Source organism: Delftia sp. SD018, assembly GCF_017355445.1.
GTDB classification, from domain to species: Bacteria; Pseudomonadota; Gammaproteobacteria; order Burkholderiales; family Burkholderiaceae_C; genus Comamonas; species Comamonas acidovorans.
Genome location: NZ_JADDRN010000004.1, coordinates 175125 through 192606, shown reverse-complemented (window position 1 = coordinate 192606; position 17482 = coordinate 175125). Strand labels below are relative to the sequence as shown.

The 17482-nt window shown below is 61.2% G+C and carries 16 protein-coding genes; 4 read left to right on the top strand and 12 right to left on the bottom strand.

What is annotated here, in order from left to right:
- Positions 1-4 precede the first annotated feature (4 nt).
- The 12 genes from INR38_RS06870 to INR38_RS06815 all read right to left on the bottom strand — a co-directional run bounded on the left by INR38_RS06870 (position 5) and on the right by INR38_RS06815 (position 12631).
- A complete protein-coding gene (locus INR38_RS06870; RefSeq protein ID WP_185070476.1) occupies positions 5-3409 on the bottom strand; it encodes a PilC/PilY family type IV pilus protein in 3405 nt (1134 codons plus the stop codon).
- Between the two features lie 12 nt (positions 3410-3421).
- Positions 3422-4195, bottom strand: coding sequence for a pilus assembly protein PilX (locus INR38_RS06865; RefSeq protein WP_097201566.1), 774 nt, complete (start codon positions 4193-4195; stop codon positions 3422-3424).
- Positions 4196-4198: 3 nt separating this feature from the next.
- Positions 4199-5041, bottom strand: coding sequence for a PilW family protein (locus INR38_RS06860; protein ID WP_097201567.1), 843 nt, complete (start codon positions 5039-5041; stop codon positions 4199-4201).
- Between the two features lie 6 nt (positions 5042-5047).
- Complete coding sequence (pilV, locus tag INR38_RS06855) at positions 5048-5677, bottom strand: type IV pilus modification protein PilV (RefSeq protein ID WP_097201568.1); 630 nt, start codon at positions 5675-5677, stop codon at positions 5048-5050.
- Positions 5671-6222, bottom strand: a complete 552-nt coding sequence (locus tag INR38_RS06850; protein ID WP_097201569.1) for a GspH/FimT family pseudopilin — start codon at positions 6220-6222, stop codon at positions 5671-5673. Before INR38_RS06850 ends, pilV (INR38_RS06855) begins: the two co-directional genes overlap by 7 nt.
- 186 nt (positions 6223-6408) lie before the next feature.
- Positions 6409-6789: a type IV pilin protein gene (locus tag INR38_RS06845; RefSeq protein WP_207441929.1), complete on the bottom strand. Its 381-nt coding sequence runs from the start codon at positions 6787-6789 to the stop codon at positions 6409-6411.
- A gap of 61 nt (positions 6790-6850) precedes the next feature.
- Positions 6851-9199 carry a PilC/PilY family type IV pilus protein gene (locus tag INR38_RS06840; protein ID WP_347566753.1) on the bottom strand — a complete coding sequence of 783 codons (2349 nt, stop codon included), beginning with the start codon at positions 9197-9199 and terminating at the stop codon, positions 6851-6853.
- Positions 9200-9262: 63 nt separating this feature from the next.
- Positions 9263-10027 carry a pilus assembly protein gene (locus INR38_RS06835; RefSeq protein WP_207441927.1) on the bottom strand — a complete coding sequence of 255 codons (765 nt, stop codon included), beginning with the start codon at positions 10025-10027 and terminating at the stop codon, positions 9263-9265.
- Positions 10024-10899, bottom strand: a complete 876-nt coding sequence (locus tag INR38_RS06830) for a PilW family protein (protein ID WP_207441926.1) — start codon at positions 10897-10899, stop codon at positions 10024-10026. Before INR38_RS06830 ends, INR38_RS06835 begins: the two co-directional genes overlap by 4 nt.
- Positions 10896-11516, bottom strand: a complete 621-nt coding sequence (gene pilV / locus INR38_RS06825) for a type IV pilus modification protein PilV (protein ID WP_097201574.1) — start codon at positions 11514-11516, stop codon at positions 10896-10898. Before pilV (INR38_RS06825) ends, INR38_RS06830 begins: the two co-directional genes overlap by 4 nt.
- Positions 11507-12070, bottom strand: a complete 564-nt coding sequence (locus INR38_RS06820) for a GspH/FimT family pseudopilin (RefSeq protein WP_097201575.1) — start codon at positions 12068-12070, stop codon at positions 11507-11509. The genes pilV (INR38_RS06825) and INR38_RS06820 overlap by 10 nt, the downstream gene beginning before the upstream one ends.
- Before the next feature lie 246 nt (positions 12071-12316).
- Positions 12317-12631, bottom strand: coding sequence for a hypothetical protein (locus INR38_RS06815; RefSeq protein ID WP_207441925.1), 315 nt, complete (start codon positions 12629-12631; stop codon positions 12317-12319).
- Between the two features lie 239 nt (positions 12632-12870).
- On the opposite strand from INR38_RS06815, the gene rpsO reads away from it, so the two are divergent.
- The 4 genes from rpsO to tpiA all read left to right on the top strand — a co-directional run bounded on the left by rpsO (position 12871) and on the right by tpiA (position 17476).
- Complete coding sequence (rpsO, locus tag INR38_RS06810) at positions 12871-13137, top strand: 30S ribosomal protein S15 (RefSeq protein WP_012206984.1); 267 nt, start codon at positions 12871-12873, stop codon at positions 13135-13137.
- Positions 13138-13344: 207 nt separating this feature from the next.
- Positions 13345-15606 (top strand): polyribonucleotide nucleotidyltransferase, encoded by a 2262-nt coding sequence (gene pnp, locus INR38_RS06805; protein WP_043819231.1) that lies wholly within the window; start codon positions 13345-13347, stop codon positions 15604-15606.
- A 119-nt stretch (positions 15607-15725) separates the two neighbouring features.
- The gene (locus INR38_RS06800; protein WP_207441923.1) at positions 15726-16727 is read left to right on the top strand and encodes an NAD(P)H-quinone oxidoreductase; all 1002 of its coding nucleotides are present in this window, start codon (positions 15726-15728) and stop codon (positions 16725-16727) included.
- Between the two features lie 2 nt (positions 16728-16729).
- Positions 16730-17476: a triose-phosphate isomerase gene (tpiA, locus tag INR38_RS06795; protein WP_207441921.1), complete on the top strand. Its 747-nt coding sequence runs from the start codon at positions 16730-16732 to the stop codon at positions 17474-17476.
- Positions 17477-17482: the final 6 nt, after the last annotated feature.

The window sequence follows — 17482 nt, the reverse complement described above, 5'->3', positions numbered from 1 at the left end:
AGGCTTAGCGCAGCTGGCGCCAGTTGGGACGAAGGGCTGTTTCCGGCATCTTCAGAAAGATGTCATTCCTGCCATCCGAGCCGCGCCGGATTTCCGAGTTCTTGTTGAAGGTCTTGCTTTCGGTGACGGAGGCGTCGATGCGCGATACCGCAGCATCGGAGGTCTGGCCGTATACGCCATTGCCATTTTGGTCGATGATTTTGACGCTGGGCCGCTTGCCATCCATGATGTTGAGGAATGTCCGGAACTTCTTGGTATCCGTGGAGGCCGGTGCACAGGATTCTTGCTCTATGCTGCCCCCCGAGCCGGGAACGATGGATATGACTTCGACAATATTGCTGCCATCGTAGAAAGACAGCGGCTGCAGCAGGCGTTCGCCCGTTTCGGGAAAGTTCAGATACCAGCCCTTTTTCTCCGTGAAATCCACATCGTTCTGGCTGACGTTCCACATTTTCCGGTTGGCATAAATACCGGCGCCCGACACCATGTTTGTCGTATCCACAGTCTGAGCCTGCAGATTCTCTGTACCGACGCCCACAGGCGCGGGCGTGACACTGCTGGTGTCGACCACGATCTTGCCCGACTCCAGCTTGTACTGCGTATTGTCCAGCACGGAATAAAAGGTCTGGACCGTAGTGTCCGTCCGGTCAGCTTCGGTGATGCTGCGGCCGGTGCCGTACGAGACCATCATGCCGCGCACACCGCGAGAATTGACTTTGACGATGGGTGCCACGGTGATGGGCTGAAGGCTGCTCGAACCTGCCTGGACATACTTGGCTATGTGCAGGGGGCTGCCGTCCAGGGAAACCCCCCAATTGTTGGCATTTCCCGAACTGAGATCGAATTTCCAGAGATTGCCTTTCAGGTCTCCGGCATAGGCGATGTCGGGCGAGCCGTCACCGTTGAGGTCCACCAGACGTGGCGCGGACAGTCCATTGGCCGTGGAATTGGACCGTGCGGTGGCGGTGGAGTTATTGGTCAGCTCGCTGCTGCGCACGGCGGCGGCGATGGTCTTGACGCTGCGGTCGGAGCCGCTCAGATACTGGATCAGAAGAACGGGGCGTTCGTTAATGCTGTTGTAGCCATTGCCCATGACGACGGCCCAGCGACCGTTATTCATCAATGTGATTTGGTTGCTGAAATGCGGGGCGGTGTCGTCTGTGACTGGCGTTGCGAAGATATGACCTATGTCTGCATTGATGGTGTTGACGTCATAGGCATCGAAAGGGCTGGCCGTGTTGTCCACCAGGGTCAGGCTGGAGGCATTGGCCTTGGTGAAGTTGTTGGCAACGGCATTGGTCGACGTCCCGTCAGGGCTGCCCGGCTTGGTGACATCCAGCACGTAGTATCCGCGGCCGCCCGCACCCAGCGATCCGACCAGCACGGTGCGCCAGTCTGGCGTGGTGGTGTCGCCCACGTCGATGTCTCCGGTAAAGGGTGATCCATCCACAAAATAAACGTGGTTGTATGCCGGCTTGGTGAGTTCAGGCAGGTTTCTAATCACTCCCTTGGGGATATAGGCGATTTTTTCGGCGCCCGTCAGGGCAGAGAATCCATGCAGCATTCCGTCATTACCCCCGACATAGATCATGGGCAGACGGTTGGCCATACTTTTTGCAAAAGCGGTATATCCCTTGTAGCTGTAGTTACTGACGGGTTGAGCGGTGTACCACACCTGGGAGTTGACAATATCGCCTTGGCGTGAAGGTCGAACGCGAAATGGCAGGCTCGAGGTATTGCCCTCAAGCAAACGACTGCCACGGATGAAGTTGACCCTATCCTGGCCTCTGGTATCCGTGTTGAGCAGGGCCTTCTGACTGCTGCTGAGCAGGTTGTTGTTGGTGGCCCATTCAAAGGAGACACCCTGGTTGCTGGTGTCGTTGTAGGTCACGATCAGGCGGCTGGTGATATCGGCCTCGCTCAGGGCATCCAGCTTATCCGCCGTGGTGATGTAGTTATTGGGATAAGCAGCACCAGCCTTGACTCCCCAGCCAGTATTGGCACTGCGCTCGCCCGTGGTCTTGGCAATGGTGTCGGAGCGCACATAGCCTTTCCAGCCCTTGGCTTCATAGCCTGCGCTGAATTCCGCGCTGTCGGTGCGCGTGTTGGTGGCGGATGAATTGGTCGCGCTGGTGATGGGGGTTTGGTTGTCGGCGTTGATGGTGTTGAAAATATCGCGGAAAGCCTTGGTCAGTTCCGCTTGATCCTTGGCCGGGAAGTATTTTCCGCGGCCATTGATGGCCATATGCCAGAGCTCGACAGTTCGATAGCTTTCACGCGCGCTGTAGTTGCTGGCGCCATCGCAGGCATTGTTGCCACTGCACAAAGGACTTGGCCAGGTGGTCGCACCCTGGATTAGCTTGGAAAAGTCCCCGCTGTAGGTGTCGCCGCCCCATTTAGGCGCATCGCTCACCGAGCCCCAGTTCGAAGCTGTTGCACCGAAACCTATCGTGTAGGTGATCATGTGCTGCCATGTCGCAGGATTGTTTTTGGGGTTCCAGTAGGGGGTAATGGTTTTCTGGCTGCTGCCCGTGCCGAAGGTCTCATCCGTTGATTTGCTGGTCAGCGGGTTAAGTTTGTTCTGTATATCGGGCTGCAAGTCGGTTGCCCAATAGTAGAAGGACAGGTCTGCCAGTGTATTCAATCCATATGTGGTTATGCTCCCCTTGCTGTTTTTGACAGTGGGAAATCCCCATTGGTCGTAATAGATTTTTGTCTCATTCCCGTTGGCAGTGTATTGCTTACCGTCGGGCAGTGAAAAAGAGTTCCCATCTATATTGCCATCGCCTACCGCGTAATATCCAGCGGTGCTGCGATTGCCGTCGACGTGAGAACTAGTGGAGGTTGCATTGCTGTTCCAGCCTCCATCGGTCATAAAGACATGATAGGCACGTCGGCACTCGAGAACGGTCCCCTCGTTCTCACTGGGCCTCTCGCCCCAGGGATTGTCCTTGCCCAGACCGGTTTTCATCAGGTAGTCGCCGGCATTGCGCACCATGATATGGCCAGGCGTGCCACCGCCCTGGGCGATGTTGTTGACCCAGGTGTTGAACGTGCTGCGATGGGTTCCCGAGAAAGATTTCAGTGCGCGGTCTCCATTCGTGGGTATGCCGGGCGACTTGTTCATCGACTGGTATGCAAGCCGGATCGAGTCATCGGCAATATTTGTGGAGGAAAAAACTTCCTTCAGTGCATTTTTTAGCGCATCAATGCGCGCTGTCGAAGTGCCATCTGTGTTGCTCATGCTTCCCGAGTCGTCGATCGAGAGAATTACATTGGGTGCAGGTGTCTTGTTGGCCGATCCCGCAGGAAACTGAACCAAGGTCAGTTGATCACTCCAAACCGGAAAGCTGGCGCCGATGGAACCTATCAGCACTGCTAGAAGTTTTTTTTGCTGGTTGATCTTCATGATGCTTTCCATTCAATCTGCCAATTTCTGGCGTGCAATGGTGGATTGCAGGACCACCTGGGTGCCTGGTTTGAGCCCGCGCGCAATGGCGGTCACGCGATACACGATATAGGGCTTGAGATTCAGGTTCCAGATTTCACGGTCGTTTGGAGTTGTTGAACTATTGTTGATCAAGTTGGCTGCCGCAATCTTATGGTATTGCATGACTTCCACCCAATACCAAGCTCCCTGGCCGCTGGCTGATATATTGAGAATGGGGTTGCTTTTCGAGCCTGTCTGGGCGCCTGTATAGGTTCCATACCGTGCCCCGCGAGGGATTCCTGCGGCATTGGAGCCCGTCATCAATGTCAGCGCATTTTTGCTCTCGTCCGTGTCCTTGTCGTTCCAGAAGTCCTGTTTGCCAGCCCGTTTCTGGCAGATTCCGTACAGACACCTGGCATTTGCAGGTTCGTTGTCCATGGTCGTCATCACCTTGGTGAAGTCCTGTTCTTCTTCCATGAAGAAGACTGGAATGCCTGCACGGCAGGCATTGGGCTTTTCTGCATTGGCTACGCAGGCGCTTCCGTCGGGCTGCACGCCTCGGATGTCCTGCTCTGCGTCCTGCAGCATAGCCTGAGCTGCCTCGAACGTGCGCTGGTAGTCCACGTCATTGCCCAGCACGATTTCGCTGAACCATGCCGTGCGCGAAGCCCATAGCGCCAGCAGCATGGACAAAACGACAATGATGAGCACGGTGTACAGGGCAATGCCCTGCTGGTGTCGTGGGCGCGGGTAGATGATTTTCATTTTCTATGCGGGCTTGCCCTGGCTGCGTATCTGATAGGTATTGCGAAATACCATGCGCAATTTATTGCCACGGTCCGTGGCCGTACCGGCACAGTTGGTGTATTTGCTGCCAACGGTGTCGATTTTTTCTGTGCCCGTCAGTTCAAGGCAGACCTGTACGCCGAACACCTTGGACCAGTTCGCATCACCGACCTCGGTGGCGGTTTTGAAAGACATGGAGGGAGAGGCCGCGTTCGATCCCGTGTTGTCCTGCACCAAGTAAGTAACGCGGAAATCGCTGACATTCGAAATCAGGGGCTGGGTATTGGTGCCTCCGCCATTGCAGACAAGTTCCCCACTTCTGAGGGCGAAACGGCTCGTTATCAATGTGTCTGAGGCGCCTTCACCCAGGCAGTTGCGAAAGAAGGATGCCGCAGTGTCAGATCCGTAGTTCAGCTCCTGGTAGTTCATGTAGCCGGTGCTGAGCTTGAACTCGCTGCTGCCAGGGCTGTCCACGCCCGCCAGGGTCTTGCTGGCGCGATCAACGTTGGCTTCGAAGACCACAGGCTCCATGGGTTGAGGCAGATTGGTTGCCTGGTCGGTCCTGGAGCGACCATAGGCCAGGTTGAGCTCGACCGAGCCGGCCTGGCGCAGTTGCATGCCGATCACTCGGAAGGCGTAGGCGGCCTGCTGCTGCATCTGGCTGGCCTCGCTGACGGTGCCCGAGATGCCACGGGTCGCCATGAGCGCGCCCAGCGCCACGGCAATGGTGAGCAGGCCGATGGTGATGCCCACCATGAGTTCCAGCAGCGACAGGCCCTGCTGGCGGTGCTTGGCACGGGAAGAGTTGTATCGGAGGCTGTGCATGGTGTTTCAGGGGCAGTACACGGTCCGCGCGCTGGCATCTCCCTGCAAGAAGGGGATGCATCGCGCCACCGGCTGGATGTACTGGAGATGGCACAGGGCGCCGGACGGACATGACACATTGGCAGAGCCGGTATCGGCCGGAGCGAGAGGTTGGCCATAGCTGGAGTCGTCCGTGCCGTCGCTCTTCTTGGCCGCGCGTTCATTGGCACGCCAAGCGATCATCACTCCCAGTTGGCGACGGTTGCCATCGCTGGTCTCGTCTGCAGCTAGGAAGACAGATGCGTCCCCGTTGGGCAGAGTGTTGGCAACGGATTTCTTCCACTCCAGGATGTCGCGCTGTGCCAGCGCACCGGGAGTGCAGTCGGTGCATTGCGGGTCGGTCAGATTTTTGTCATTCCAGGCGCTGGCATAGCTGCTCAGGCTGCGCAATCCGTCGGGATTGATCTGTATTCGTTCGCTGAGGTCCTCTATCAGACGTATGGCCTGGGTGCGGCGGAAGCTGGACTGGGTGTCTGCCAAGGTGCGCATCTGCAATCCGAGGATGCCGAGCACGCCCAAGGCCATGACGAGAATGGCGATTAATGACTCCAGCAGGCTCAATCCCCGCTGCAGGCGGTGACTTCGGTGCTTCAGCATGGTGGGTTTCCAATCACTTTGACTCGGCCGCCCGCAGCGACGCAAATGCCCTGGGCAGCGGGGGACGAGTTGTCACCACCGACAGGTGTGACGCTGACGCCCTTAGCGCTCACGCCCGTCACGGCACCCCAGCGGTCTATCTGTATGGCGCCACTGCTGTCCTTGATGCTGACCTGTATGCGCGTGGGTACGGCAAAGGATCGGAGCAAGGTCAGCGTGCCGCTGTCGTCTGCGCTGTAGACCCCCCATCCGCAGCCCCAATCCTCGTTGGTGGGAGCCTGTGTGCAGCCATCGGTACTGTCGGGTGTCTTTTTGATCTGGATGTTGCCCCCGCGCTTGAGGGCTTCGGAGCGCGCGAAGTAAAGGGCGCTGACCATGGCTTCCGTGCCGTTGCGAACGCGCCAGCGCTGCAGCAACGGATTGAAACTGGGTGCGGCAAGGGCCGCGAGTATGGCCACGATGGCAATAGTCACCATCAATTCGATGGCGGTGAAACCATGGACGAGGGGCCTTTGTACACGGTGGATTGGCGGCAAGGCGGACATGTGCGCATCCTAGGTCGCGCCTGCGGACCGAGGGTGGGCAACCTGGATGAATGGAGGTTTGATTGGGACGAATGGTCCGGGAATGCTTCCGTCAGACTGGACAGGTGCGGGCAATGCCGTGCATTACCCGTTGCAGAGAGGAACACGTGCAGGGGCGGCAAGGCGCGTGCACAGCAGCCGAGCTATCTACCAGCACTCCGCCACCAGTGGCGCAGTCACCGCGATCCCATCTCCCTGCAGTCCCCGCGTGCCCGTGTGCATAAGCGTGAAATCCCCACACCGGTCGCCCGCCTGCGAGCCACGACGCGTTGCCACCAGCGTATAGGCCGCGTTGGTGTTGCCGGCTGCGAAGCCCAGGGTGTAGCGCTTGCCGGGATCGCTGCTCCAGGTCATCTCTGCGGGCAGCGTCGTCGGATAGGCGCCCATAGCCGTGGCTGCGCGCTCCAGCCATTGCTGGGCCTGCAGCAGGCCGGCGCGTGCATCGGCGCGGTGGACTCCTCGGATGTATTCGTTGTAGCTGGGCACGGCGACGGTGCCGAGGATGACTATGACGGCCACGACGATCATGAGTTCTATGAGTGTGAAATGAGTGTGAAGCCCGGGGATTGAGGGCGGCGCATTGTGCGGCTCATTTCATTTGGCGCCAGCTGGGGCGCAGGGATTGCTCGGGCATGCGGGCGAGGACGTTGCGGCGGCCATCGGTGTCGTAGCCAATGGCGTGATGGCCTTTTTTGAGCAATGTCTGGGATCCCCCGGAGACGGTTGCGCGCGAGGCTTCCTGATCCGCCGTGTCGTAGACGCCGTCGCCGTTGCTGTCCATCAATGGAACACTGGACCGCTTGCCATCCATGATGTTCATGAGCGTCAGAAATTGGCTTTCCTCGCTCACATTGCAGGTGTCAGCGGAGCGGCTCATGGCTTCACCAGGACGCCTGGAGGATCTGGCGGGTATCTGGCTGTAGATCGCGAGGAGGTTGCTGCCGTCGTAGAAGCTCATCGGCTTGAGCAGGCGCTCGCCTGACAGGGGAAGGTCCATGTACCAGCCTTTGTGCCGCGTCCAGTCGAGGTCGGTGGTGGAGTCCACTCGCCAGGCGCCACGGCCTACGATCCCTTGCGTCTGAGTGTTCACCGAGCGTTTGGCCAGCTCACCGATGCCGGATACAGGGGCTGGACGCTCCCCTGCAGGCCGCTTGCACTCAGAGTCCGAGTCACCCGTGCAAGGCTGTACCCGGCCGTCCGCGAGCAGCTTGTAGCGGGTGTTGTCGAGGATGGAATAGATGCTCTGCACCGCCGTGCTGCCAGTGTCTTGCTGGGTGATGTTGCGTCCTGTGCCGAATGCCACCAGCATGCCGCCCACAGTCACGCGTTCATCGCTTCCCGAAGGTTCTGTGGTGACGCTGTACCGGTCATTGGCGCGCACGGACGCAGGGGCGGTAATAGGCTGGCGCAGCGCGGGAGAGGCTGTTGGCGAACTGCCACCCATGGCGGTGTACAGCGGCCGTCCGTTGAAGGCCATGCCCCAAGCGGAGGAGGCATCGCTGGCGATGATGAATTTCCACAGATTGCCCTGGAGGTCGCCCGCATAGACCACGTCGGGCCGGCCATCGCCATTGATGTCCACGAGGCGTGGGGCAGAGAGCCCATTGTTGGTGGTATCCGGTGTGGTGCCGGTGGGGATGTCGCCTGTGGCCACGATGCGCAGCAACTCCTGGTTGCCATCGAGGTACTGGATCAGCAGCACGGGTCGCTGGTTGATGCTGTGGTAACCGTTGCCCGTCACCAGAGCCCAGCGGTTGTTGTTCAACTGCGTGATCTGGATGCTGCGTTGCGGGTTGGCATCGTCCCGCACGGGGGCCGCAAGGATATGGCCCAGGTCCTTGTCTTCCTGGCAAGTGGTGCGCTGCCAGAGGTCGGCGGAGATGGCGCAGTCACCGGGATCGCTGTTGCGGGTCTGGGTGCGGTCCAGCAGGACCAGCGTGCCGGCGCCGTGCTCGTTGAAAGCCTCTGGGTGCGTGATGTCCAGCACAAAGTAGCCTTTGGCACCGGCGCCCGGCATGCCTGCCAGCACGGTGCGCCATTGCGGGGATGCATGGCTGCCTGAGTTGATGTCGCCGCTCATGGCAGAGCCGTCCACGAAGTAGCGATGCCGGGTGTCGTAATCGAGATCGGAAAGGCGTGCCAGCCCCGAAATCACGCCACGGGGGATGTAGGCGATCTTCTCGCTGCCGTCAGTGGCAGAAAAGCCGTGCAGCATGCCGTCGTTGCCGCCCACGTAAATCATGGGCTGGCGCTTCTGCTGGGCGAGCGCATAGGCCGCGTAGCCCGGCAAAGGCGAGTTGTCCACGGGGTGGCCGGTGTGCCAGATCTGGGAGTTGACGATATCGCCCTGGCGCGAGCCGCGTTGGCGAAAAGGGTGGGCTGGGTCAGGGCGCGGCGGTTGTCCCGCAGCTTCCATGCGGCGGTCGCCACGTATGAAGTTGAACCTGTGCTTGCCCAGTTTGTCTGCCCTGCCTTCGGCATCGACGCTGAAAGAGGCCTTCTGTGGGCGGTCCAGCGCATGCCATTGGAAGGACACGCCCCTTTGCAGTCTGTCACTCCACGTCAGGATCAGGCGCTCATTGAGTACCTGTTGATCACTGAGTGCATCCAGGTGGTCAGCCGTGCTTTTGCCTTGCCAGCCGGCTGCTGCGGTGATGCTCCCGTCGGCTTGGACCGTTTCTGCGTTGATCCAGCCGCTCCAGGCAGCTTTGGCACTGTAGCGGGCCGTGAATATGTCCACGCCTGCCTGTGCAATCACGCTGCCGTTGGACGTGGCGGAGCTGCTGCGGCCCTTGGCATTGGCTGGCTGGCCTGTCAGGCAGTCTTCAATGGGCGTGGCAAATTCTTTGTCTTCTCTCTGCGCCGGGGAAGCTGGCGTGCCTGCCTCAGAGAAACGTTGGGCCTGGCTGTTTTGCGCGGCCAGGACTGCGGCGATCACGGCTGGCAGCAGGAGGGGGCGGAGCCCAGGATGGATGAGATAAGGCATGTCAGACGTTCTGAATCAGTCGCGGCGCTTCTGGCGGACATAGGTCTGTTGCAGCACCACCTGGGTGGCGTTCTTGCGGCCGTGAGCGATGGCTGTGATGCGATAGATCACCTGGGGCTGCATGTAGAGGGCCAGACGGGGTGAGTCGTTTGCGATGAGACCTGAGTTCCCTGCGTTGGCGTCATAGGGCAGGATCTCTATCCAGTACCAACCCCCCTTTCCTGTCTCACGGCTTGCCAGGATGGGATTGCTCTTGCCCTCAGAAATGGCGCCCGTGAACTGGCCGTAGCGTGCGGCTACATCGGGGGCGGTCATCTGGCTCAGCGTGATCCCTTTGGTCTCGTCCACGTTGTTCCAGAAGTCCTGAGGCCCTGTGCGCTTGGTGCACAGGGCGTCTCGGCAGCTTGTGGGAGTGGCTCGGTTCAGGTTGGCCAGCAGCAGACCTACCTGCTGGGTTTCCTGGGGAAACTGGATGATGGTTGCAGCGTTGCGGCAGACGGATGGCTGGCTGCTGTTGGCGATGCAGGCGGCGCCGTTGGCCTGTTCGCCTCGAATGTCCAGTTCGGCATCCTGCAGCAATGCCTGTGCAGCTTCGAGGGCGCGTTGGTAGTCGGCATCGTTGCCCACGAACATCTCGTTGAACAGGGCGCTGCGCGATGCCCAAAGTGCCACCAGCATGGAAAGCATGACCAGGGTGATCACGATGAACAGTGCGACGCCTTTCTGACGCTGCGCGGCACAGGTGTGGGCATGCCGCATGCCTGCTGCTTTGGCGGTCATCCAGCCATCCCCTGGCTGCGCAACTGATACACGCTGCGAAAGACCATGTGCAGGCGCCGGGTCCTGGGCGCCGGCAGCGTGGTCATGTCGATGGATTCGGCTGTGCCGTCACTGCTTGCGCAATCGGTGTAGCGGCTGTCGGCGGGCATGTTGATGACTTCGATCCCGAAAAGCACCAGACAGACCTCCGCGGCAACGACGCGTGACCAGTCCTGGCCCACGGCGGCTGCGTTGACGTACTGCAGGCGTGCATCACCTTTCGGCGACTGGATCAGATAGCGCACCTGGAAGTTGGCAACGTTCTGGGCCAGTGGCTGGGCTCCCGCAGAGGGTGCTCCGGTGCAGCGCAGGGTGTTTTTGCGGGCGTCCAGCGCAAAGCGGCTCAGGATCAGGTTGTTGCTGTTGGTCTGGCCCAGGCAATTGCGCTGCAGTGAGGTTTCGATGGCCGAGCCGTGCAGCGGTTGCGTGTAGTTGCTGTAGCCCACGGTGAGCTTGTATTGAGCGCGGCCTGGCGCATCAAGGCCCAGGATGGTGTCGTGCGCAGGGTCGAAATCTTGTGCGCTCGCCTCGAATGCAACGGGGTCCGCCACGTCAACGGTGTCTGTTCCCTTTTTTGCAGACGAGAGAAGCAGCCGAAGAGATCCTGCCTGCCGGATCTGCCGGCCCATGACGCGGAAGATGTGGGATGCCTGCTGCTGCAGCTGGCTGGCATCGCTGACGGTGCCGGAGACGGCGCGTGATGCCATGAGTGCGCCCAGGGCCACGCCGATGATCAACAGTCCCAGGAGAAGGCCCACCAGCAGTTCGACCAGGCTCAGGCCCCGTTGACCAGGCTGCACCAGCGTTGCGGCGGCGATGTGGGTGTGCTTCATGGGCTTGCGCAGAAGAACTGGACTGCGTTGTTGGCAAGATATGGCGCGCAACGAGCGCTGAGCGCTATGTATTGCAGGTGGCAGGTTCTGCCGGTGGGGCAGGCCATGGCTTCGTCGCCGTGTGTGCCATCGCTATGGAGTCCGATGGGTTTTTTGTAGCCGGCTTTGCTGGATTTCTCGTTTTCACGCCAGCTGATCACGATGCCCAGGTGGCGTCCGTTGCTGGTGTCGTCTGCTGCAGGGAAGACCTTGGCGGCTCCGCCTGGCAGCAGTTGGTGCACGGAAGCCTTCCACAGCGCGAGGTTGTAGCTGGCCAGCGTTTCCGGGTCGCATGGTGTGGCGCTGCAGTCGGCGGTGGATTCAGGGGTGTGATCCCAATCGGATTCGTAGTTGCCCATCTGCCCGAGGGAGTTGGGATTGGCGTGGGTGCGCTCGCTGAAGTCTTCGATCAGCCGGATGGCCTGAGCGCGGCGCACGCCGCTTTGGGTGTCGGCCAGGGTGCGCATCTGCAGGCTCAGGATTCCCAGAACACCCAAGGCCGTGACGACGGTGGCAACCAGGGTTTCGATCAGGGTGAAGCCTTTGGCGTGCCGAGCGTGGGTACTTGTCAGGCGCATGGAATGCCCTCCCGGCCGACCACCCGGATGCGTCCGCCGGACGAAACGCAGATGCCTTTCGCTGCAGCAGAGACGAGGCCGGCGGAAGACGGGGCGACAGCGAAGCCCATGGCCGTGAATCCACCCATTTGTCCCCATCGGTCCACACTGATGATGGCGGCGGATCTGGAGCGGATGACAAGGGTGCGAGCGGGAGTGTCGAAGCGCTGTAGTTCTTCCCGGGGATCCCAGCGCTTGTTGCCATTGCGGTCAACGAACACTACCCAGCCACAGCCCCAGTCCGCGTGACGTGCAGCCAGAGTGCAGCCGTTGGTGCCTTGGGGCAGTTTCTGGATGAAGACGCCGCCCCCGCGCCGGACGGCTTCGGAGCGCGCGTATTGCAGCGTCGACTGCAGGCCCTCCACGGTCTGGCGAACGCGCCATCGCTCGATGATGAGGTGGAAGCTGGGTGCTGCCAGCGTGGTGAGCACGGCGAGGATGGCGACGACCACCATCAACTCGATGGCCGTGAAGCCTTTTGCGCCCGGGTGGGCCTGAGGCCAGGTCGATGACATGTCTTGAATCCCTCCCCGTCGATCTGCTTGCGAAGCGCTGGTTGTTTTTGCGTGCCGCTCAATCTATTGGGGTTGTTCATACATGTCTTTCAGACAAATCTGTTTCTGTCCTCAATAATTAGGAGTCGTGCCGTTGGTGCAGGGTCATTCGGCATGACGATGCGTCAAAAAATCCAATGGTGACAAGGAGTTGCCGGCTTTGCACTATTGGACTCCGGGGTAGGACTGTTTTTGTTGGGGGAACGCTCAGCGCTGCTGTCTGCCGGGTGGCGGCCGGGTATATCCGGCGCATGCCCCGGCGTTGTGCCGGCCCTGGCATTCGCGGTACAGCCGCTTGTCGCGTTGTTCGGGCGATTCCTCGGAACTGCTGCGCTGGGTTGGAATACGGACTCGCTGTCCGCCTTTTTTGCGCTTGGCGCCTTGCGCAGCCGATGTGTCGGAGCGGTCAGGGCTCGCCTGGGCCGGCAGGGCCAGGCATAGGGCCGCGACCAGGCAGAGCAGGGTGCATTGCTGCCGATGTGCGCGCCAGGTTGCAGCAGTGAATGAAAAACGCGTCGCCATGGTGTTGCCCTCCCGTGATCTATGAATGTCTGCAGGTTTCGCGGCATTCTGGGCGGGCTGTCGGCCGACATGGCATGGGGTCACAAAGCATGTGTGGATGCTGGACTGGGCGCGCTTGTTATAATCCCAGGGTTTTGCATGGTGCAAGACGCACGTCGGGGCCTTTCCAGTCCCGGCGCAAGTAACCAAGGCTGCCTCCCTGCTTTTGTCTGTGAGGGGCCAATTTCAAAGGAAAAAAAATGATCGCATCTTCCGTGAAGGCTGAAGTCGTCAAGTCCAACGCACGCTCTGCCAACGATACTGGCAGCCCAGAAGTGCAAGTGGCCCTGCTGACCGCACGCATCAACGAGCTGACCCCTCACTTCAAGCAACACGCCAAGGACCACCACGGTCGTCGCGGCCTGCTGCGCATGGTGAGCCGTCGTCGCAAGCTGCTGGACTACCTCAAGTCCAAGGACGCTGATCGCTACACCGCACTGATCGCCAAGCTGGGCCTGCGCAAGTAAGCACGGTGGGAGATCAAAACGCCTGAGTTAGCCTGTCTAGCTCAGGCGTTTTTTACTTCGGAGAATGCAAGACAGAGCGAAGCTGTGTCATTCCAATGCTGCTGATTTGATAGCAGTGAATCCAGCACTGGAATGGCATCGTGTTCTGAATTGCTCTCCATCATGGCCCGATGAGTGCATCGGTCCACCCATTCCAAAGGAGCAACAATGTCCATCTTCAACAAAGTCACCAAGACCTTCCAGTGGGGCCAGCACACGGTCACCATGGAAACCGGCGAGATCGCCCGCCAGGCTTCCGGCGCCGTGCTGGTCAACATCGATGACACCGTGGTGCTGGCCACCGTGGTGGCGTCCAAGCAGGCCAAGTCCGGCCAGGACTTCTTCCCGCTGACCGTCGATTACATCGAGAAGACCTACGCCGCAGGCAAGATCCCCGGCAGCTTCTTCAAGCGCGAAGCCAAGCCCAGCGAACTCGAAACCCTGACCAGCCGCCTGATCGACCGCCCGATCCGCCCGCTGTTCCCCGAAGGTTTCTACAACGACGTGCACGTGGTCATCCACACCGTGTCGCTGAACCCCGAAGTCGATGCCGACATCGCCGCCCTGATCGCCACCTCGGCTGCCCTGTCCGTGTCGGGCATTCCGTTCAACGGTCCCATCGGTGCCGCCCGCGTGGGCTACATCAATGGCGAGTACGTGCTCAACCCCGGCCAGACCCAGCGCAAGGATTCGCAGATGGATCTGGTCGTGGCCGGCACCGAAGCCGCCGTGCTGATGGTGGAGTCCGAAGCGCAGCAACTGCCTGAAGACGTGATGCTGGGCGCCGTGGTCTTTGGCCACGAGCAAGGCCGCATCGCCATCGACGCCATCCACGAGCTGGTGCGCGAAGCCGGCAAGCCCGTCTGGGACTGGGTTGCTCCCGCCAAGGATGAAGAGCTGATCGCCAAGGTGGCTGCACTGGGTGACGAAGCCCTGCGCACGGCCTACCAGATCCGCAACAAGCAAAGCCGCACGCAAGCCTGCCGCGAAGCCTACGCCGCCGTGAAGGCTGGCCTGACGGCCCAGGGCGTGGAGTTCGACGGCGTCAAGGTCGAAGGCATGCTGTTCGACATCGAGGCACGCATCGTTCGCAGCCAGATCCTGGCCGGCGAGCCGCGCATCGACGGCCGTGACACGCGCACCGTGCGCCCCATCGAAATCCGCAACTCCGTGCTGCCCCGCACGCACGGCTCGGCCCTGTTCACGCGCGGCGAGACGCAGGCCCTGGTCGTGTCCACGCTGGGCACCGAGCGCGACGCGCAGCGCATCGACGCGCTGGCTGGCGAGTTCGAGGACCGCTTCCTGTTCCACTACAACATGCCTCCCTTTGCCACCGGCGAAGTGGGCCGCATGGGCTCGACCAAGCGTCGCGAAATCGGCCACGGCCGTCTGGCCAAGCGCGCCCTGGCGGCCTGCCTGCCCAGCAAGGAAGAATTCCCCTACACCATCCGCGTGGTGTCGGAAATCACCGAGTCCAACGGCTCCTCGTCCATGGCTTCGGTCTGCGGCGGCTGCCTGTCGATGATGGATGCAGGCGTTCCGATGAAGGCCCACGTGGCCGGCATCGCCATGGGCCTGATCAAGGAAGACAACCGCTTCGCCGTGCTGACCGACATCCTGGGTGATGAAGATCATCTGGGCGACATGGACTTCAAGGTGGCTGGCACCACCAGCGGCATCACCGCACTGCAGATGGACATCAAGATCCAGGGCATCACCAAGGAAATCATGCAGGTCGCCCTGGCCCAGGCCAAGGAAGCGCGCATGCACATCCTGGGCAAGATGCAGGAAGCCATGGGCGAAGCCAAGGCCGAGATCTCGTCCTTCGCTCCCAAGCTGTACACGATGAAGATCAACCCCGAGAAGATCCGTGACGTGATCGGCAAGGGCGGCTCCACCATCCGTGCGCTGACCGAAGAGACCGGCACGCAGATCGACATCGGCGAAGACGGCACCATCACCATCGCTTCCAGCGATGCCGCCAAGGCCGACGAAGCCAAGCGCCGCATCGAAGAGATCACGGCCGAAGTCGAAATCGGCAAGATCTACGAAGGCCCGGTCACCAAGATCCTGGACTTCGGTGCTCTCGTGAACCTGCTGCCCGGCAAGGACGGTCTGCTGCACATCAGCCAGATTGCTCACGAGCGCGTGGAGCGCGTCGCCGACTACCTGCAGGAAGGCCAGATCATCAAGGTCAAGGTCATGGAGACCGACGAAAAGGGTCGTGTCAAGCTGTCGCTGAAGGCGCTGACCGAGCGTCCTGCCGGCATGGAGCGCAGCGAGCGCCCCGCGCCTGCCGAGCGTGAGTTCCGCCAGCCGCGTGAGCCCCGCCAGCAGCGCGAGTTCCGCGAGCCGCGTGAACCCCGCGAGCCCCGTGACGGCGGCCGTCCGGCTGCCGAGGGCGAGCAGCAACAGCAACAGCAGCAGTAATGCCCGGCAAGGCCATTCCCCAAAAGGGGGTGGCCTTGCAGGTGCGTGTGGTGACTGGCAAAAAGCGCTGACCTGTTCAGCGCTTGTGGCATTTTTGACAGGGATTGCGAGGTCGAAAGATGGAAAAGCAAATCATGCGTGCCGTGGAACTCACGGACTTTGGTGCTCCCGAGGTATTGCGCCTGGGCGAGCGTCCGCTGCCCGTTGCGGGTGCGCAGGAGTTGCTGATCCAGGTGTCGGCCAGTGGTGTCAATCGCCCTGATGTGTTGCAGCGCAAGGGGCACTATGCTCCGCCGCCTGGCGCCTCCGATCTGCCCGGACTGGAAGTGGCTGGGGTGATCGTGTCGGGCGACGACGAAGCCATGCGGCTGGCAGGCCTGCGCGTGGGAGACCGCGTGTGCGCGCTGCTGGCCGGTGGTGGCTATGCGGAGTACTGCGTTGCGCCCGTGGCCCAGTGCCTGCCCATTCCGGCAGGGCTCAGCGAGGTGGAGGCTTCGGCATTGCCCGAGACCTTCTTCACCGTCTGGAGTAATGTGTTCGACCGCGGTGCCTTGCAGGCGGGTGAAACCCTGCTGGTGCAGGGTGGCAGCAGCGGCATCGGCGTGACGGCCATCCAGCTGGCCAAGGCGCGCGGCGCCACGGTCATCGTGACCGCTGGCTCCGATGCCAAGTGCGCCGACTGCCTCAAGCTGGGTGCCGACCATGCCATTAACTACCGTACGCAGGACTTTGCCGCGGAGGTGCGGCGCATCACCGAAGGCAGGGGCGTGGACGTGATCCTGGACATGGTGGCGGGTGGCTATGTGGCACGCGAAGTGCAAAGCCTGGCAGAGGATGGCCGCCTTGTCATCATTGCGGTGCAGGGTGGCATCAAGGCAGAGTTCGACGCGGGCCTGGTCCTGCGTCGCCGTCTGCTGGTGACGGGCTCCACACTGCGTCCGCGGCCTGTGGCTTTCAAGGCAGCCATCGCCCAGGCCCTGCGCCGCGAGGTCTGGCCGCTCATCGAGGCAGGCGGCATTCGTCCTGTGATCCATAGCACCTTTGCTGCCGCTGATGCCGACAAGGCGCACGCGCTGATGGAGTCGAGTCAGCACACCGGCAAAATCGTTTTGACGTGGTAACCATGAAGAAGAAACTCATCGTCGGCAACTGGAAGATGAATGGCAGCCTGGCTGCCAATGCCGGTTTGCTCAAGGCCCTCAAGGAGGGTCTGCCCGAGGGGGGCAATGCGGGCGTGGCTGTGGCCGTGCCTGCCGTCTATCTGGCCCAGGCCCAGGCTGAGCTTGAAGGCTCGGCCATCGGCGTGTCCGCGCAGGACGTGTCGCAGCATGAATCGGGTGCCTATACGGGCGAGCTGTCGGCCGCAATGCTTAGGGATTTTGGCGTGCGCTATACGCTGGTGGGGCACTCGGAGCGTCGCCAGTACCATGGCGAAACCGATGCCGTGGTGGCGCTGAAGGCGCAGGCTGCGCTGGCCAAGGGCGTTACGCCCATCGTCTGTGTGGGTGAAACGCTGGCGGAGCGCGAGGCGGGGCAGACCGAAGAAGTGGTCAAGCGCCAGCTGGCGGCCGTGATCCACCAGGTGGGCCAGTGCATCAATGAGCTGGTCGTGGCCTATGAGCCTGTCTGGGCCATTGGCACCGGAAGGACCGCCACGCCGGAGCAGGCCCAGCACGTGCATGCCGTGCTGCGCGCCCAGCTGGCGGCTGCCAGCCAGCAGGCCGATCGCATCGCCTTGCTGTACGGCGGCAGCATGAATGCCTCCAATGCAGCCCAGCTGCTGGCCCAGGCCGACATTGACGGTGGCCTGGTGGGCGGAGCGTCGCTCAAGGCGGCCGATTTCCTGACCATCATCGCTGCGGCCCAGTAAGCCGGG

What these genes read in the sequence shown, in the direction of transcription:
- INR38_RS06870 (WP_185070476.1), bottom strand. Translation starts at nt 3,409, where the DNA reads ATGAAGATCAACCAGCAAAAAAAACTTCTAGCAGTGCTGATAGGTTCC.
- INR38_RS06865 (WP_097201566.1), bottom strand. Translation starts at nt 4,195, where the DNA reads ATGAAAATCATCTACCCGCGCCCACGACACCAGCAGGGCATTGCCCTG.
- INR38_RS06860 (WP_097201567.1), bottom strand. Translation starts at nt 5,041, where the DNA reads ATGCACAGCCTCCGATACAACTCTTCCCGTGCCAAGCACCGCCAGCAG.
- pilV (WP_097201568.1), bottom strand. Translation starts at nt 5,677, where the DNA reads ATGCTGAAGCACCGAAGTCACCGCCTGCAGCGGGGATTGAGCCTGCTG.
- INR38_RS06850 (WP_097201569.1), bottom strand. Translation starts at nt 6,222, where the DNA reads ATGTCCGCCTTGCCGCCAATCCACCGTGTACAAAGGCCCCTCGTCCAT.
- INR38_RS06845 (WP_207441929.1), bottom strand. Translation starts at nt 6,789, where the DNA reads ATGATCGTCGTGGCCGTCATAGTCATCCTCGGCACCGTCGCCGTGCCC.
- INR38_RS06835 (WP_207441927.1), bottom strand. Translation starts at nt 10,027, where the DNA reads ATGACCGCCAAAGCAGCAGGCATGCGGCATGCCCACACCTGTGCCGCG.
- INR38_RS06830 (WP_207441926.1), bottom strand. Translation starts at nt 10,899, where the DNA reads ATGAAGCACACCCACATCGCCGCCGCAACGCTGGTGCAGCCTGGTCAA.
- pilV (WP_097201574.1), bottom strand. Translation starts at nt 11,516, where the DNA reads ATGCGCCTGACAAGTACCCACGCTCGGCACGCCAAAGGCTTCACCCTG.
- INR38_RS06820 (WP_097201575.1), bottom strand. Translation starts at nt 12,070, where the DNA reads ATGTCATCGACCTGGCCTCAGGCCCACCCGGGCGCAAAAGGCTTCACG.
- INR38_RS06815 (WP_207441925.1), bottom strand. Translation starts at nt 12,631, where the DNA reads ATGGCGACGCGTTTTTCATTCACTGCTGCAACCTGGCGCGCACATCGG.
- rpsO (WP_012206984.1), top strand. Translation starts at nt 12,871, where the DNA reads ATGATCGCATCTTCCGTGAAGGCTGAAGTCGTCAAGTCCAACGCACGC.
- pnp (WP_043819231.1), top strand. Translation starts at nt 13,345, where the DNA reads ATGTCCATCTTCAACAAAGTCACCAAGACCTTCCAGTGGGGCCAGCAC.
- INR38_RS06800 (WP_207441923.1), top strand. Translation starts at nt 15,726, where the DNA reads ATGGAAAAGCAAATCATGCGTGCCGTGGAACTCACGGACTTTGGTGCT.
- tpiA (WP_207441921.1), top strand. Translation starts at nt 16,730, where the DNA reads ATGAAGAAGAAACTCATCGTCGGCAACTGGAAGATGAATGGCAGCCTG.